Source organism: Pseudomonas sp. NPDC089406 (assembly GCF_044900265.1).
GTDB lineage: Bacteria > Pseudomonadota > Gammaproteobacteria > Pseudomonadales > Pseudomonadaceae > Aquipseudomonas > Aquipseudomonas fakonensis.
In genome coordinates, this window is record NZ_JBJDNC010000012.1 from 58,667 (window position 1) to 74,099 (window position 15,433).

At 58.4% G+C, this 15,433-nt stretch carries 16 protein-coding genes; 9 read left to right on the forward strand and 7 right to left on the reverse strand.

Annotated elements, in window-relative coordinates:
• Positions 1-28: 28 nt before the first annotated feature.
• Positions 29-1,372: a cation:proton antiporter gene (locus tag ACI2KK_RS10955; protein WP_404668946.1), complete on the reverse strand. Its 1,344-nt coding sequence runs from the start codon at positions 1,370-1,372 to the stop codon at positions 29-31.
• A gap of 164 nt (positions 1,373-1,536) precedes the next feature.
• On the opposite strand from ACI2KK_RS10955, the gene ACI2KK_RS10960 reads away from it, so the two are divergent.
• Positions 1,537-1,953, forward strand: a complete 417-nt coding sequence (locus ACI2KK_RS10960; protein WP_210015131.1) for a low affinity iron permease family protein — start codon at positions 1,537-1,539, stop codon at positions 1,951-1,953.
• Positions 1,954-2,018: 65 nt separating this feature from the next.
• On the opposite strand, the gene ACI2KK_RS10965 is transcribed toward ACI2KK_RS10960, so the two are convergent.
• From ACI2KK_RS10965 to ACI2KK_RS10975, 3 genes are all read right to left on the reverse strand, one after another.
• Positions 2,019-2,243, reverse strand: a complete 225-nt coding sequence (locus tag ACI2KK_RS10965) for a DUF2188 domain-containing protein (RefSeq protein WP_210015130.1) — start codon at positions 2,241-2,243, stop codon at positions 2,019-2,021.
• A 16-nt stretch (positions 2,244-2,259) separates the two neighbouring features.
• Positions 2,260-2,418: a hypothetical protein gene (locus ACI2KK_RS10970; RefSeq protein WP_016486362.1), complete on the reverse strand. Its 159-nt coding sequence runs from the start codon at positions 2,416-2,418 to the stop codon at positions 2,260-2,262.
• Positions 2,419-2,682: 264 nt separating this feature from the next.
• A complete protein-coding gene (locus ACI2KK_RS10975; protein WP_016486361.1) occupies positions 2,683-3,207 on the reverse strand; it encodes a hypothetical protein in 525 nt (174 codons plus the stop codon).
• Positions 3,208-3,403: 196 nt separating this feature from the next.
• Here ACI2KK_RS10975 and ACI2KK_RS10980 point away from each other — a divergent pair, with 196 nt between their 5' ends.
• Positions 3,404-4,261 carry a glucose 1-dehydrogenase gene (locus ACI2KK_RS10980; RefSeq protein WP_016486360.1) on the forward strand — a complete coding sequence of 286 codons (858 nt, stop codon included), beginning with the start codon at positions 3,404-3,406 and terminating at the stop codon, positions 4,259-4,261.
• A 52-nt stretch (positions 4,262-4,313) separates the two neighbouring features.
• Here the strand turns inward: ACI2KK_RS10980 and ACI2KK_RS10985 are convergent, their stop codons facing one another.
• A complete protein-coding gene (locus tag ACI2KK_RS10985) occupies positions 4,314-4,475 on the reverse strand; it encodes a hypothetical protein (protein ID WP_016486359.1) in 162 nt (53 codons plus the stop codon).
• A 153-nt stretch (positions 4,476-4,628) separates the two neighbouring features.
• Between ACI2KK_RS10985 and ACI2KK_RS10990 the strand changes: the two genes are divergently transcribed.
• From ACI2KK_RS10990 to ACI2KK_RS11005, 4 genes are all read left to right on the forward strand, one after another.
• Positions 4,629-5,132: a CinA family protein gene (locus tag ACI2KK_RS10990; RefSeq protein WP_054888265.1), complete on the forward strand. Its 504-nt coding sequence runs from the start codon at positions 4,629-4,631 to the stop codon at positions 5,130-5,132.
• 11 nt (positions 5,133-5,143) lie between these two features.
• Entirely contained in the window at positions 5,144-5,650 is a 507-nt protein-coding gene (locus ACI2KK_RS10995) for a hypothetical protein (RefSeq protein WP_024717777.1), read from the forward strand.
• A 9-nt stretch (positions 5,651-5,659) separates the two neighbouring features.
• Positions 5,660-6,103, forward strand: a complete 444-nt coding sequence (locus ACI2KK_RS11000) for a DUF421 domain-containing protein (RefSeq protein WP_054888264.1) — start codon at positions 5,660-5,662, stop codon at positions 6,101-6,103.
• Between the two features lie 180 nt (positions 6,104-6,283).
• Positions 6,284-8,038 (forward strand): glycoside hydrolase family 15 protein, encoded by a 1,755-nt coding sequence (locus ACI2KK_RS11005; RefSeq protein WP_024717778.1) that lies wholly within the window; start codon positions 6,284-6,286, stop codon positions 8,036-8,038.
• 181 nt (positions 8,039-8,219) lie between these two features.
• On the opposite strand, the gene ACI2KK_RS11010 is transcribed toward ACI2KK_RS11005, so the two are convergent.
• Positions 8,220-9,359, reverse strand: coding sequence for a glutathione-independent formaldehyde dehydrogenase (locus tag ACI2KK_RS11010; protein ID WP_404668947.1), 1,140 nt, complete (start codon positions 9,357-9,359; stop codon positions 8,220-8,222).
• 383 nt (positions 9,360-9,742) lie between these two features.
• Here ACI2KK_RS11010 and ACI2KK_RS11015 point away from each other — a divergent pair, with 383 nt between their 5' ends.
• The 3 genes from ACI2KK_RS11015 to ACI2KK_RS11025 all read left to right on the forward strand — a co-directional run bounded on the left by ACI2KK_RS11015 (position 9,743) and on the right by ACI2KK_RS11025 (position 14,737).
• A complete protein-coding gene (locus ACI2KK_RS11015) occupies positions 9,743-10,684 on the forward strand; it encodes a chromate resistance protein ChrB domain-containing protein (protein WP_332729522.1) in 942 nt (313 codons plus the stop codon).
• Positions 10,677-12,047, forward strand: coding sequence for a chromate efflux transporter (chrA, locus tag ACI2KK_RS11020; RefSeq protein ID WP_016486352.1), 1,371 nt, complete (start codon positions 10,677-10,679; stop codon positions 12,045-12,047). Before ACI2KK_RS11015 ends, chrA begins: the two co-directional genes overlap by 8 nt.
• 140 nt (positions 12,048-12,187) lie before the next feature.
• Complete coding sequence (locus ACI2KK_RS11025; RefSeq protein ID WP_404668948.1) at positions 12,188-14,737, forward strand: EAL domain-containing protein; 2,550 nt, start codon at positions 12,188-12,190, stop codon at positions 14,735-14,737.
• On the opposite strand, the gene ACI2KK_RS11030 is transcribed toward ACI2KK_RS11025, so the two are convergent.
• The gene (locus ACI2KK_RS11030; RefSeq protein WP_080641019.1) at positions 14,726-15,055 is read right to left on the reverse strand and encodes a hypothetical protein; all 330 of its coding nucleotides are present in this window, start codon (positions 15,053-15,055) and stop codon (positions 14,726-14,728) included. The genes ACI2KK_RS11025 and ACI2KK_RS11030 overlap by 12 nt on opposite strands.
• Between the last annotated feature and the right edge of the window lie 378 nt (positions 15,056-15,433).

Consider the following 15,433-nt stretch of genomic DNA (forward strand, 5'->3'; position numbering starts at 1 on the left):
GCCCTGGCACTTTTCTGTTGAACAGCCATCAGGAAACCCTCTCCTTCCACGCTTCGTATCTGGCAAGGAGCGGCTGGACACTCAACCCATGCAGCAGAATGCTCAACGCCACCACTGACAGCACCAGGTTGATGCTCTGCTCGGCCAAGGTGGGAAGCAGCCCATGATTGAGGGCATAGAACAAGTAATAGAAGCTGCCGATACCTCGAATGCCAAACCACCCTAAAAGCCCGCGCTGGCGGATATCCAGCATTCCTCGAGCCGGGAACAGCAGGATGCTGAACGGGCGAATGACAAAAAACAAAGCGCTGGCAACCAGCACTGCCCGCCAGTCCCAATGCTCAATGAGCACTACCCCGAGCAGGGTCACCAGAAACACTTCCATTGCCCGTTCGATCATGCTTCCGAAAGCCAGCATGTCACCCAACATGATCCCCGCTGCTACCTGCGAGTCGTCGAGCCCTTTCACATCGCCTTTGACGGCTAGCTCCGGCGCCACGTGCTGGTGACCAACCACAGGCTGTACCAGATGTTCAGCAGCCGGCCCTTCTGGGCTATTGGCGGTCTTGACCTCCGCCTGCCGTAAACCGAGGCCCGCAGCGAACACCGCGAGGAACCCATAGGCCTGTATCGACTCGGCGCTCACGTACGTCAACGCAATCAGGGCAAGGGCCAGATAGTCATTGGGCGAGACAGTGCTGTCGTCGTTGCGCAGACGCAAGAACAGCGTGAGTTTGCCCAGGCCGCGCCCCATCCAGTAGCCAAGCAAGAGGCCTGCGGTTACTGCCCACAGCATGTCCTTGAGCAACCAGTCACTGAACCAAGGCTGGCCATTGTCCAGTTGCAGGAACAGTCCAAGCATGACGAAGGGAAACGCCACGCCGTCGTTGAGCCCTGCCTCACCCGACAAGCTGAAGCGGACAAGATCATCGTCCTGGGCATCAACCACCTGCACCAGGGTTGCGAGCACGGGGTCAGTGGGTGCGAGTATCGCCCCGATCAATAGCGAGACTCCCCACCCCAAGCTGAGGCCGTAATGCAGCACCAGCGTTACCCCACCGATGCAGATCAACATCACCGGCCCCGCTAGAAAAAAGGCGCTGCACCAACGGCGGTTGTGCAAGGGCAGGCGCAATTTCAAGCCACTGAAGAACAGCGAGAACAACACCACGACCTCTGTGAGGTGCTCCATCCACCCGCTCGACTTGCTCAAGTCCAGTTGAAGAAAACCCAGCCCCGATGTACCCAGCCCGATACCCAGGGCAAGGCACACTACGGATGAGGTCACAGGGATCCAGCGCAAATAGGAGGATGAGAGTGCGAGCAGCAGCAAGACTGCGCCCAGCATGGCGAACCAGACGATGAAGGTCATGTGCGCAGAAGCCTTGGGAAGATTTCGAGTATTTTTTTGACGTTCCAGGACGCCACGTCGTTCCGCTGCGCTTAGTGGTTAACCCGATACCTGGGGTAAATGTAAAAAAAGATTTCAGCGCGCCGCTGCGGTCAAACCCTATAGATCGCAATGGAGATGACGTCATGAAATTCGCCCAGTTCTGCCAATGGCTCGCCAACCACGCCGGTAAGCCGAGCACCTTTTTGATCGCCGTGGTGTTGATTGCCATGTGGGCTGCCTCTGGGCCCTGGTTTCACTACAACGATACCTGGCAACTGATCGTCAACACGTCGACCACCATCATCACATTCCTGATGGTTTTCCTGATTCAGAACACCCAGAACCGGGATAACGACATCATCCACGTGAAGCTCGACGAACTGATCCGCGCTACAAAATCTGCGGAGCAGTCAGTATTGGATCTCGAAGCGCTCGATAACCGGGAAATCCATCAACTTCGTAAGGCGTATCAGGCGATGGGCAGCGAATGCGCTCCTCACCACCAGGCTCCTCGTGAGAAGCGTGATGATGAAGCTGCTCGAGATAACCAGCAGCGCTAGCCACCATCTAAACACGCCCTGGGCATCTGTGACCTCAATGCCGAGGTCACAGGCAGTTATAGTCTTCAACCTTTGCTACGGCGCGGGTCAGCTGAACGTGGGTAGGTGCGTTCCTCCTCGAGCGTGCCGTCCGCCTTGTGAATCTTCACGGACGCCGCCTTGCCCTCGAAGAAATCTGCCAGGACACTGACGAGCTCCTGCTTCGTGGCGGCTCGTTTCGAGGCTCGCTCAGCACCGGCTTTCTTCAATTCCCAGCCATCCGAAGTCGGGCTGAGGTGATAATTGTCCATCGGCTGGTTCTCCTCTCTAAAGGGATTGGCCATCGTCCTGAATGTCTTCTTCAGCCTCCGCTGCATCCGTGGCATCAGCGTCATTCAGTGGCGGCGACGTGGGCTTTTCCGGATCGTTGATGAAGGGTACGTCGCTTGGGCCTTTCTCTTCAGAGCCTTCGGTTTTAGGCTGCATGGCAACACCTCCAGCACGTTGATGGAATGCAGGTCTCAGGCCCCTTAGGTAGCACCGACCACCAGAATTCCCTCCCTGGTCATGCGTTATTGAGCAAACCAGGGAACAAATAATTCCATCGAAATGGCAGGTGGTAAGCCACTGCGTATAGACGGCGCGCCGGGGCTATTCGTCCTGCCCGCCACGGCCCACGGGCATTGAGGAGCTCGGTCAGTAATCCCTCAGTCTTCAAAACGTTACCTCCATGTTTTCACGCAAACGTGTTCAGGCCAGCTGGATGTATACCGAGTAGCTACCCAATAGCACCCAGAACACCAGAAAGATCCACGGCGTCCGTAGCGAGAACAGCAATGACTTTCGATGCCCGGCACGCGAGGTTTCCGCCTCGCAGAACAGCGGCGATTCGTCGTAAGCCAGTCCCATCAATGGCTCGCTGCGCAGCAAATGACTTTGTTTGAGCTGCCAGTGATCGATGATGTTGTACGCCGCGCGGATGCCAGGCCAGGCGTTGAGCGAGCTCAATACCCCGAGCAAGGCAAGGAACGCCGGTACGATCAGGGTGAACATCTCGCCCCATCCTTGATTGAGGTTGCCCATGGAGGAGACGAAGGCGATGACCAGGAATGACTGCGCCGCCAGGTAGGCGTCCGTGCGGTTGGCGAGGATGCTGGTTTCGTACTGGATTTCCCGCCGGTAAAAATCCAGACGCTCCTTGGGAGAGCCAAACATCCTGGCATTGTGTTCGCTGATCTCGTGCTCAGGGGTCGTAGGGGTAATGATTCGAGGCACTCGCTGCTCCGGGAGTAGGGCTCCGAGCTACGGGATGAGCCTGGAGCTGAATTCGGTAGAACAGGCGATGGGGCATGGAATTCAATTGAATTGATAGCCCGCACCGCTCGTCGTACCAACCGCAGATTGAAACCAACACACGCAGGCCAGGCCTTTCGAACCGGTATGAACGTTCTCAACTGCAGGAGCTTTTACCATGCGAGACTTCCCTACCCCGCCCTTCCCTTCACAGCCACAAAATGTCCCCGGCTCACAGCGCAAGATGGAGCCCTACCCGGATTGTGGTGAGCAGTCGTATACCGGCCACAATCGACTCGAAGGCAAGATTGCACTCATCACCGGAGCCGACAGCGGCATCGGGCGGGCAGTAGCGATTGCCTACGCCCGTGAAGGAGCCGACGTCGCCATCGCTTATCTGAATGAGCATGACGACGCGCAAGAAACCGCACGCTGCGTCGAGGCCGCAGGCCGTCAATGCCTTCTGTTGCCCGGAGACCTGGCGCATAAACAGCACTGCTACGACATCGTTGAAAAGACCGTCAGCCAGTTCGGGCGTATCGACATCCTGGTCAACAACGCGGCGTTCCAGATGTCCCACGAGACCCTGGAGGAAATTGACGATGACGAATGGGTCAAGACCTTCGATACCAACATCACCGCCATCTTCCGTATTTGCCAGGCGGCACTGCCTTCCATGCCCAAGGGCAGTTCGATCATCAACACGAGCTCGGTCAATTCCGACGATCCATCCCCCAGCCTGCTTGCCTATGCCACGACCAAGGGGGCCATTGCCAACTTCACTGCGGGCCTTGCTCAGCTGCTAGGCAAGAAAGGTATTCGGGTCAACAGCGTCGCGCCAGGCCCTATCTGGACGCCTTTGATTCCGGCCACCATGCCGGACGAGGCCGTCAAGAACTTTGGTTCCAGCTACCCGATGGGGCGCCCCGGTCAACCGGTGGAGGTCGCGCCGATCTACGTGCTGCTGGGCTCCGACGAGGCCAGTTACATCAGTGGCTCACGTTACGCAGTGACGGGTGGCAAACCGATCCTCTAGCCAAAAGAGGCTCGCCGTGCTGGCGAGCCTCACCCCCTTTAGCGTGGCAGTTTCAGCGTTTGTGCTGATCGTGATCACGGGCCGTTTTTTGCGCTGTCGAGTCATGGGATGTGCCGGTGGACCCATCCGGACGATGGGCATCGTTATCTCGCTCCTCTTCGCCGGGCGGCCTCGTCTGCGCGGCGTCCTCTTGCCTGTTGCTCTGTTTCTTCATCTTGCGCTCCTGTCCTTTGCCTTTGAACAAGGGAAGCCAAAGCACGGGCAAAGTTCATGTCAGGTTCACTTCTCGAGATAGCCGGGCAGTAGATGAGATGAACCAAACACACCAGGATCGCGTCCACCGCAAAACAAGCGAGTCGACGCTGGAATGGAAAACGACCCTGTACTGGCCACCCTCGGCTATCTCAAAAACAACAAACTGGTTCTGAGCACAGCAGAATCATGCACTGCAGGCTGCCTTGTGGCGTTGTTGGCGGCGATACCGGGTACCGGAGAGGTGCTGGAAAGCGGCTATGTCGTCTACTCGCCCAGCGCCAAGAAACGCCTGCTGGGGGTCAGCGCCGAAACCATCGAGCGATACGGCCTGACCAGCGAAGCAGTAGCCCGGGAAATGGCCTTGGGCGCCTTGCGAGACAGCGATGCCAATGTGGTGATCGCCACCACCGGGGTAGCCGGGCCGGCGCCCGAGTCCGGGATACCACCGGGGACGATGTGCTTTGCGTGGGCTTTTGCCGGCGACCCCGTTGCCGTTTTCACGCGCACTCAACGTTTCTTCGGCGAGCGGTCTGAGGTCATGCGCCAAGGCGCGCTGTTCGGGTTGACCCGGCTTTCCCACTATCACCAGCGCTGGTTACGCGGCGAGCGCGCCTGAGGGCTGTGATCATGTCGGAAGATGAACTGCTATCCAGGCGTCATCCTGTTCAAGAAGACATGCCGATGCAGCAGCGTGTCTGGCGCTTCGAGCGCGTGGGATGGTATGTGCTTGTGGCCATCGTACTGCTTGCCTTGGCAGGCCTGTTCGGTAATGGCCCGTTGAGCGATGCCGAGGTGGTCAGCCAGGATGGCCGGGTACGGGTTGAGTATCAACGCCTCAGCCGAAGCGGCACGACAGACAGCCTTTTCATCACCGTTCAGGGTATTCCTGGTCAGCCGGTGGAGCTGCAACTCGAGGGATCATTGCTCCGTGACGCCAGCATCGAGACGTTACAACCGGAGCCGCAACGTTCGATGTCGCATGGCCAGGCCATGCTGTTCCAGCTGGGTACCAAGCACGATGGGGTCGCCACCCTGTACCTGACCCTACGAAGTGAGCACGTGGGGACTCTGGAGTGCAGCGTCAAGGCTGGCCCTGAAAGCGCCGTTCACTTCTCCACATTCCTTTACCCCTAGGAGTGCGTCATGGACTCGATCCTCCGCGCAGCCGGAATGTACGTCGCCCTCATGCTGCTGTTTCGCGTGGCCGGGCGGCGCTCGCTGGCCGATTTGACGACCTTCGACTTCGTGTTGTTGCTGATCATCGGGGAAGCCACCCAGCAGGCGCTTCTGGGTGACGATTTTTCATTCACCAATGCCATGCTGGTGATTGCCACGCTGATCGTTCTGGACGTCGGCCTTTCACTCGCGAAGCTGAACTCCAGGCCCTTGGCCAGGTTTCTGGATGGGCACGCTACCTTGGTTGTCGAGAATGGGCGCTTTCTGCATCACCGCATGCGTCGGGCACGCCTCACGGAGGACGATATCCTTGAATCAGCGCGGGACAGCCAAGGCATCGAGAGGATTGAGCAGGTGAAGTTCGCTATCGTCGAACGCAACGGAAAGATTTCGATCATTCCTGCCGAGTAAGGCACGGGGCCGCTCCTCGCTCATCCCGAATTGCCCCCGATTGCTCAGTACTCAATTCAGACGAACCAGACGCCAGGTAGCCATGTCGGAAGCAGAACACATGATCTGGTAGGCATACCGATGGAAAGAGAACCGGCAGAAGTCCAACAGGGCAAACCTCAGCGAGATGAGGGTGGATGGTTGCCCCTGGAGCAGTATGGTGCGCTCGGGGATGGACGTTCCGTGGCACTGATTGGACTGGACGGTTCCATCGACTGGTGGTGTGTGCCGCACATGGATTCACCCCCCCTGTTCGACAAGTTGCTGGCCCCTCAGACTGGAGGCTTCTTTGCCATCACCCCTAGCGAGCCATTCGTTGCTGAGCGCCGCTACCTGGCAGACAGCAACGTCCTTGAGACAATTTTCATTACCCGTCAGGGTCGTGCCCGGCTGACGGAATCCTTGAACAGTGGCCCTGCTGGACGCCTGCCTTGGGCCGAACTTGCCAGACGCATCGAAGGTATCGAGGGTAAAGTCGATTTCGTGATAGCTATCGACTTCGGAACCCAGGCCGACACGGTAAGCCCCTACGTGGCGCCGAATGACAATGCCTGCGTTTTTCATGCGGGCCGAATACTCGGCATGTTCCTGCACGACCATCATGTGCACATCGAACGCAAAGACGACATGGGCGTCCGTGCTGTCCTTAGCCTTGCAGCAGGACAACGCTCAGTGGTCGCAATCATCGCAGGACGAGATGAGCCCTTGGTGGTACCCCCATTGGCCCTGATCGATGAACGCATCGACGGCTCGCATCGGGAGTGGTGCCAATGGTCGAAGGGGTTGGTCTATGACGGCCCGTACCAGACCCAAGTAGTCCGCAATACGCTGGCCCTCAAGCTTCTGCTGTCCTCTCCAAGTGGGTCGATCATGGCGGCAGCGACCTCATCCCTTCCCGAACGGATTGGCGGCAGCAAGAACTACGATTACCGCTTCGCCTGGATACGCGATGCCGGCTACACCATCGAAGCGTTTCTGGGTATCGGCGCGCAGCCGGAAGCCAAAGCTGCGTTCACTTGGCTACTGCGCCGGTTGGATGAACATGGGCCACGGGTGTTTTATACCCTGGACGGTGCTATCGGTGATTGCGTGCGCCCCGTCGATCTGCCTGGCTACAAGAACTCCCCGCCAGTCGTCGGCAATGATGCCCGCGACCAACTCCAACACGGCGTCTTCGGCGATATCTTCGAAACAGCGCGCTGCTTCATCGACAGCGGCAACATTCTTGATTCTCCGAGCGCAATGCTCCTCTCAGACCTTGCCGACCAATGCGCCGACTGTTGGCGTCAGCAGGACGCCGGTATCTGGGAGTTACCGGAAAAGCAGCACTACACGATGTCCAAGATCAGTTGCTGGCAAGCCTTGAGCCGGGCCATCGAACTGGCAGATGGTGGCCACCTTCCCACCACCTGCCGGGAACGCTGGGATCGCGAGCGGCAGCGCATCCAGGCATGGATCGAGGCGCACTGCTGGAGCGAAGAACGCCAGGCGTACCTGTTCTATCCAGACAGCGACCGACTTGACGCTTCACTGGCACTGGCTGTCAGGTTCGGTTACCCCAGTAAAGAACGTATGGGCAGCACACTGGAAGCCATTGATCATGATCTTAGGGCCGGAGCTTTCCATTATCGCTACACCGATGCAGAGGAAGAGGAAGGTTGCTTCCTGGCCTGCACATTCTGGTTGATCGAAGCCTGGGCCATTCTGGGTAACCAGGATCGCGCCGTAGCCGCCTATGCAGATGCTTTGAAAGGGCTATCACACGGGGTAGGCATCTACTCGGAGATGATCGATGCGCAGACTGGGCAATATCTGGGCAACCTTCCGCAGGGCCTGACTCACCTGGCAGCCCTCAAGGCTGCAATGGCTATCGGGGGCTGCCATCCTGAACGATGACGCCAGACATCATCTGCGTTGAACCGTCTCGCTTGCGCCATGAATCTGCGAGGATGGCGGAAGAACACACAACTGGAAATTGCCGGGTGATAACGCACTGACAAGCCGGTGAGGGTTGCTTCTAATACATGCAGGTTGCCCTTCTCACCAAACTTCCGTCCTTGGAAGCAGTGAGAGCGGATCACGCCGCAGGCTTGAGCACCACTTTCGTCCAGCCATCATCCCGCGCATCGAAGTGCTTGTAGGCATCTGGGCCTTCAGCAAGCTTCAAACGATGAGAGATAATCTGGGAAGGCTTGGCACGCCCATGCTGGATGAGCTCTGCAAGACGACGGTTGTAGGCCTTCACGTTCGCCTGACCTGTGCGGATCTGCTGGCCCTTGAACCAGAACGCACCGAAATCGAAGGCCATCTTGCCCTCTTTCGCCAAGTCGTTCTTCGCACCAGGGTCTTCAGGCACGAACACGCCTACTACGCCAATGCCACCGGTAGCCTTGGTGGAAGCGACCAGGTTGTTCATGGTGAGGTAGTTCGCTTCATGGCCATGCTTGTCGCAGCACTGGTAGCCCACGCACTCACAGCCCCGGTCGGTGCCTTTGCCGTGGGTAAGGTTCATGATCTCTTCGACTGCTTTTTGCTCGACTGCATTGATTGGGGTTGCCCCCAGCTGCGCGGCAAGTTGCAGCCGATCCGGTTGGTTGTCGATGACGAACACCTGAGACGCGCCTTTGATGATTGCCGAATGGGCCGCCATCAGGCCGACAGGCCCCGCGCCGTAAATCGCAATGCTCTCACCCGGAAGCAGGCCGGCCAGTTCTGTTGCATGCCAACCGGTGGGAAAAATATCCGAGAGCATGACGTAGTCGTCTTCACGCTCCTGGGCGTCCTCCGGCAGTATCAAGCAGTTGAAGTCCGCATAAGGCACACGCAGCATCTCAGCCTGCCCGCCCTGATAAGGGCCCATGTCGGCAAAACCGTAAGCGGCGCCCGCAGCACCAGGGTTCGCTGTAAGGCAAAACCCAGTGAGGCCTTTTTCACAGTTCTCACAGAACCCACAGCCGATATTGAAAGGTAGGCAGACCCGATCACCGACCTTGACCCGGTCGACCCCTGCCCCAACCTCGATGACCTCACCGAGATTTTCGTGGCCAAACACTCTCCCGGCTTCAAATGAGGTGCGGCCTTCGTACATGTGCAAATCAGAACCGCAGATGTTGGTCGTCGTGATGCGTACCAGCACATCCGTAGGCTTTTCGATTTTTGCGTCCGGCACATCCTTGACCGCTACGTCACGTGGGCCGTTGTACACGATTGCTTTCATGTTGAACTCCCTGAAAGTGAGGGGCGACAGAAAAGTTGCCATACCCTGTTCAGGCGTTCACTCAGGTTTGAGTGTTCAATGCGTCACGTCTTGAGCCGGATCAGTGGCGCTAATCAACGTTGCTACAGGCGTTGCAAACACGCTTAGACTGTCAAGCCCAGAGGCAGGACAGCCTCGCAACCTCACCCCACGCCGGTCGGGCCATCGAGAACTTGCCTCACCCTGCGCGCAAGCAATGAACACGTGCGGGCGCTTGCGGCCGATGAGCGCGTCACGCGCATTCATGAAGATATTGACCAACGCCACTTCCGCCTGTGTTGGATTGCTTTTCTGTGGGTCTTGCATAATGTAAATAGATAAACATTTTATGTTGAGATCTCTACATGCTTGATTGGTCGCTTTTGATCCTTGGTTTGCCCACGGCGAACGCTACCGAGCGAATGCGCGCTTGGAGAACCCTGAAGGCCTCTGGTGCGGCAGTTTTACGGGATGGCGTATACCTGCTGCCTGAAAAAAGCGTGGGCCGTGAAGCGTTTCAAGCCGTGCAGCGAGATGTGCTGGCCATCAACGGCACGGCATTTCTGCTGTCGCTGTCTGAGCGCGAGGAGCGTTTCAGCGGGCTATTCGACAGAAGCGATGAGTACGAAAAGCTGCTGGAGGAAATTGCAGGCTGGCGGGCTGACCTGTCCCCGGATAATGCACTGCAGATAGCCCGGCAGGTGCGCAAGCTCAGGAAGGCTTTCGGCCAGTTGGCGGCGATCGACTTCTTCCCAGGCGTGCTCAAGGCACAAGCCGATTTGGCCCTGCAGGCGCTTGAGACCTCGATTAGCCGTGCACTGTCCCCCGATGAGCCGAGGGCACACGATGAGGCCATCAGCCAGCTGGAACGCAGCGAATACCAAGGTCGCCGATGGGCAACGCGAAAGCGCCCATGGGTAGACCAGTTGGCATGTGCCTGGCTGATCCGTCGCTTCATCGATCCCGACGCCCGATTCATTTGGCTGGACAGTCCAGGTGACTGCCCAAGCGATGCGCTCGGCTTCGATTTTGATGGGGCCATGTTCAGCCACGTCGGCCACCGTGTTTCCTTCGAAACCCTCATTGAGAGCTTTGCCGTTCAGCAGCCAGGCTTGGCACGCCTGGCAGGTGTTATCCACTACCTGGATGTTGGGGGATACCAACCTTCCGAAGCACCCGGTATCGAGCGTGTCCTCGCCGGTCTGAGAGAGAGCATTGGCGATGACGATCAACTGACAATGGTCGCCGGAGGCATCTTTGATGGCCTGCTGACGGCTTTCGCGATTGAGGAAACCCCAAATGGCTGAGACCACCTCTGCAGTGAGCAAGCAGCCGCCATCGCAAGCGACTCTGCAGCCGATTAGCCTCTATGAAGCCTTCCTGTTCTGGCTCAAATTGGGCTTCATCAGTTTTGGCGGGCCCGCCGGGCAGATCTCGATCATGCACCAGGAGCTGGTTGAGCGCCGGCGGTGGATCAGCGAGAAGCGGTTTCTGCACGCGCTGAACTACTGCATGTTGCTGCCTGGCCCTGAAGCTCAGCAGCTGGCCACTTACATCGGCTGGCTGATGCACCGCACATGGGGCGGGGTAATTGCCGGCGCGTTGTTCGTGCTACCTTCGCTGTTCATCCTGATCGGTTTGTCGTGGGTCTACGTCGCTTTTGGCGAAGTACCGGTAGTCGCAGGGATTTTCTATGGCATCAAGCCGGCGGTGACGGCGATTGTCCTCCACGCAGCCCACCGGATTGGCTCGCGAGCCCTGAAGAATGCTTGGCTGTGGGCCATGGCCGGCGCCTCGTTCGTGGCGATCTTCGCCCTCAACGTGCCGTTCCCGCTGATCGTGCTGGTGGCTGCCATCATCGGCTACGTGGGTGGTCGCTTCGCCCCAGGCAAATTCGTGATCGGTGGCGGTCATGGGGGCGCGAAGAACAGCTATGGCCCTGCCCTGATCGATGACGATACCCCAACACCCGAACATGCCCGTTTCAGCTTGAGGCATCTGGTATGCCTGCTGCTGATAGGTGCTGGGCTCTGGGTCCTGCCCCTGGGACTTCTGTCACTGTCGTTTGGCTGGGACGGCACCCTGACGCAGATGGGCTGGTTCTTCACGAAGGCCGCACTGATGACTTTTGGCGGTGCATATGCGGTATTGCCCTATGTCTACCAAGGCGCTGTAGGGCACTACGGGTGGCTGACACCCACCCAGATGATCGATGGTCTCGCCTTGGGAGAAACCACACCGGGGCCACTGATCATGGTGGTCGCCTTCGTCGGCTTCGTCGGTGGCTACGTCAATCCGATGTTCGGGAGCGAACACCCATTCCTTGCTGGCGCCGTCGCGGCGAGCCTCGTCACCTGGTTCACCTTTTTGCCGTCTTTCTTGTTCATTCTCATCGGTGGGCCATTGGTAGAGTCGACCCACAACGCGATCAAATTTACCGCACCGCTGACAGGGATCACGGCCGCAGTAGTGGGCGTGATCCTGAACCTCGCCCTGTTCTTCGGCTACCACGTGCTCTGGCCGAAAGGCTTTGGTGGAGCGCTTGACTGGCCATGCGCGGCTATTGCGGCTGCAGCTGCGATTGCTTTGTTCCGCTTCAAGCGGGGCGTGATCGAAGTGCTGTTCGCTTGCGCCCTGGCCGGCCTGGCAGTTCACCTGTGGCGGGCATGAAACCAGTGGATGTGCCAAGCAATGCTGCCAGTGTCGGTCGATCAACCACGCCTTTCGCCCACCACCGGTCGTCAGCGCCATTGACCTCCAAGCCGGCTCCCCGGTCAACCCTTGGAGACCTCGACCGCGACGGTGAACCAATGGACGTGCTTGCTGACAATGAAATGTCGACCCGTAGTCATGTGGTGGGGCAACTCATCCTGGTGTTCTCCCTGATCTTGTTGTTAGCCCTGTTGCTGGGGCTGTTTTCCCTCTACCGCCTCGCCGAGGCGCTCGATGTTCAACAAATGGAGCAAAGCCGTTTCCATGCTGATTCGGCCATCAACCAACTGCAGAGGAACGACAGGACGTTTCTGCTGACCCACGCCGATTGGCAGGCCGCCTACGATCACCTGGGGAGACAGGTCGACGCGCATTGGGCATACATCGAGGATAATGTAGGAGCCACGCTCTTCACCTCCGATGGGTACGAGGGGGTATACGTGCTCGATGATGACGGTACCCGGTACGCCATGCTGGAAGGTCAGCTCAGCGAGCGGGGGCTTGAGCAGCTAACCGACAGTACTGGCAAGATCTTGCACCTTGCTCGCCAAGCCGCGCAGCATGACCAGGCGACTTCGGGATACATCATGTTTCGTGGCCTGCCATCGTTGTACAGCGCTGCACTGATACGTCCACAGGCCCAACCCCACCACCTGCCGGAACCTACGGCGGTGATGGTATTCATTCGTGTTCTTTCGCCTAAGCTGCTGTGGGAACTGGGCAAGTCGGCGGGGTTGTCCGGCGTGGCTGTAAGCGATTCGACCGAGCAGCGTAAAGGGCGCGGTGCTCTTGCACTCGAAGGCATCGGTCGCGCCCTTACCTGGGATTTACCGCAGCCTGGTTCCCAATTGATCAAGACAGTCATCACGCCCCTCGCTATCGCTGTGCTCCTGATTGCGCTGACCATTGCCTTGTTTGCACGCTATGCGATGCGGGCCAGCACCAGGATCGATCGTAGCCACCGTGCGCTTGAGATCTCCAGAGCTGCCCTGCAATCGAGTGAAGAACGCTTCAAGGCCGTGGCCGAAGCCGCGTCGGACTGGATCTGGGAAACCGATGTGCTCCTGAGACTAACCTACCTGTCGGACCGGTTTAGCGAACTGACCGGGCATCCTGTCGACGTATGGCGACAGCGCCCGATTACCGAGCTGCTGTCGTGTGATACCAGCCATCTCCAGACCTGGCTTCATAGTCTGGCTGCGACAGGCTCTTCCGGTACCCTAAGCTGCCAGTACCAGGATCATCTTGGCCAACAGCGTATTTGCACAATCGCTTCCCGCGCAATCGTGGATCAGAGCGTCTGTACCGGATTTCGTGGCACTTGCAGCGACATCACCGACGAAGTAGCCGCACATGCCCACATTCAGCACCTCTCCTTGCACGACGCCCTTACCGGGCTGCCGAATCGCAACAAGCTGTTCCGGTTCCTCGAACAAACCATTACCGGCACTGGCCCCCTCCAGGTAGCACTGCTGATACTGGATCTTGATAATTTCAAGCCGATCAACGACAGCCTGGGGCATCCGGCCGGCGATGCGGTGTTGCTCGAGGTGGCCGGCCGCCTAAGTCAGGTTACTCGCGAGAGTGACCTTGTCGCCCGCCTGGGAGGCGACGAGTTCATCGTCGTAGTGACACGGCCAGGGGATCACAAGGACATGGACCGATTCTGCATCCGCTTGATCGAAGCAATCAGGCGACCCATGCAAGTCGAGGGGCATAGTGTTCAAGTGGGTGTGAGTCTTGGTGTCGTGATGTCGGCCGAGTATCCCGGTACGCCAACCGATTTGATCCGCTACGCTGACGTGGCCCTTTACAGCGCCAAGCAGGCGGGCAAAAACACCTGGCGCTTTTTTTCGGCGCAACTGAATGCAGCATTGATGGACAAGCGTGTGCAGGAAAGCGAACTACGCGACGGCATACCACGTGGCGAGCTTGTGCTGCATTTCCAGCCGCGCTTCAAGGTCGACGGGGTCTCGCTCGCCTCGGCTGAGGCCCTCGTGAGGTGGCAACACCCACGCCTGGGTCTGCTGCGCCCGGATCGGTTCATCCCGCTGGCCGAAGAGTCAGACCTGATCGTGTTGCTTGGCAACTGGGTGTTGCAGGAAGCCTGCGATAAAGCCCGCGGCTGGCCGCAGGCAGTGATGGTGTCGGTAAACATGTCGCCGGCCCAGTTCAGCCGCAGCGATGTCGTTCGCGACGTCGGAGACGCATTGCGCACCACCGGCCTGCCGGCCCATCGCCTGGAACTGGAAATTACTGAAAACGTCATGCTCAACGACGTTGAAGGCGCTCTGCATACCATGCAGGCACTGAAGGAGCTAGGCGTGCGCCTGAACATGGACGACTTCGGGGCCGGTTACTCCTCTCTGGGTTACCTACGTACCTACCCGTTCGACAGCATCAAGATCGACAAGCGCTTCGTCCAGCATCTGGGCAAGAGCGGCAGTGACCGTAGCGTGGTCCAGGCCATCATCAATCTTGGCAACGCAATGGGTATGACGGTAACTGCCGAAGGTGTCGAGACCGCTGAGCAACTGGCCCTCCTTAGCGATGACCAATGCCATGAAGTGCAAGGTTTCCTGCTCAGCAAACCGCTGGAAAACGAAGCGCTGATAGGGATGATGAGAGAGCAGTTATCATACCCCTGATTCAGGGTCGCTAGCCGGTACTCCAGGGGAGCGCTGGTTTTCCTTGTCATTGCCAAGGCCGGGACTGGAACCCGGACCATCAGGTTTGGGCGGGTCGTCAGGTATCTGAGCCCCTTCGTTCAGTTGAGCATCCCGGGGCATACCCAATCCACTGTTCGCACCGCCAGGATCTGGATGCTCACTGGATACTGAGTTGTTTGCATCCACGTCGTCCATCTGTTCTTCGATGGGTGACTCATCATCTGGCGGCAGTGGTACCTCAACCGCTTTGGTCCCGGGACCGAGGGATGGTTCATCTTCGTTTGCATCAATGTCCATGTCCTTTCTCCGTTCAGAGGCAGATGGTATCTGCACCTAAACGTGAGAAGCGGGCGTGGCTCACGGGTGCCCGCGGCCAGACAAGTGGCATTTGTCCATCCGTTTTGCACCTTCCGTCGCGCTGAGGGCACCCTTCGGTATACGGCAGGCCGAACACTGGGTGAACAACCAGAAACGGAGTTTCACCATGAACGCAGAAAAAACATACGCGCTGCTACTCGCAATGTGCCTGGGTTGCACGGCGCCACTTGCCCTGGCCGCCACCGACCTGAACGATCAACGCGCCCCGGGCACGCAACCGCACAGCAATGGGCACATGAACGGCCAAGGCGGTGCGACAGGCTCAGGAACACCAGCCGATGGCATGGGCACGAGTAA

Bases quoted from the DNA above. Each gene is read 5' to 3' on its own strand.
- ACI2KK_RS10980 (WP_016486360.1), top strand. From the start codon at position 3,404: ATGCGAGACTTCCCTACCCCGCCCTTCCCTTCACAGCCACAAAATGTC.
- ACI2KK_RS11010 (WP_404668947.1), bottom strand. From the start codon at position 9,359: ATGAAAGCAATCGTGTACAACGGCCCACGTGACGTAGCGGTCAAGGAT.
- ACI2KK_RS10970 (WP_016486362.1), bottom strand. From the start codon at position 2,418: ATGCAGCCTAAAACCGAAGGCTCTGAAGAGAAAGGCCCAAGCGACGTA.
- ACI2KK_RS10960 (WP_210015131.1), top strand. From the start codon at position 1,537: ATGAAATTCGCCCAGTTCTGCCAATGGCTCGCCAACCACGCCGGTAAG.
- ACI2KK_RS11030 (WP_080641019.1), bottom strand. From the start codon at position 15,055: ATGGACATTGATGCAAACGAAGATGAACCATCCCTCGGTCCCGGGACC.
- ACI2KK_RS11025 (WP_404668948.1), top strand. From the start codon at position 12,188: ATGGACGTGCTTGCTGACAATGAAATGTCGACCCGTAGTCATGTGGTG.
- chrA (WP_016486352.1), top strand. From the start codon at position 10,677: ATGGCTGAGACCACCTCTGCAGTGAGCAAGCAGCCGCCATCGCAAGCG.
- ACI2KK_RS10990 (WP_054888265.1), top strand. From the start codon at position 4,629: ATGGAAAACGACCCTGTACTGGCCACCCTCGGCTATCTCAAAAACAAC.
- ACI2KK_RS10965 (WP_210015130.1), bottom strand. From the start codon at position 2,243: ATGGACAATTATCACCTCAGCCCGACTTCGGATGGCTGGGAATTGAAG.
- ACI2KK_RS11015 (WP_332729522.1), top strand. From the start codon at position 9,743: ATGCTTGATTGGTCGCTTTTGATCCTTGGTTTGCCCACGGCGAACGCT.
- ACI2KK_RS11000 (WP_054888264.1), top strand. From the start codon at position 5,660: ATGGACTCGATCCTCCGCGCAGCCGGAATGTACGTCGCCCTCATGCTG.
- ACI2KK_RS10995 (WP_024717777.1), top strand. From the start codon at position 5,144: ATGTCGGAAGATGAACTGCTATCCAGGCGTCATCCTGTTCAAGAAGAC.
- ACI2KK_RS10955 (WP_404668946.1), bottom strand. From the start codon at position 1,372: ATGACCTTCATCGTCTGGTTCGCCATGCTGGGCGCAGTCTTGCTGCTG.
- ACI2KK_RS10985 (WP_016486359.1), bottom strand. From the start codon at position 4,475: ATGAAGAAACAGAGCAACAGGCAAGAGGACGCCGCGCAGACGAGGCCG.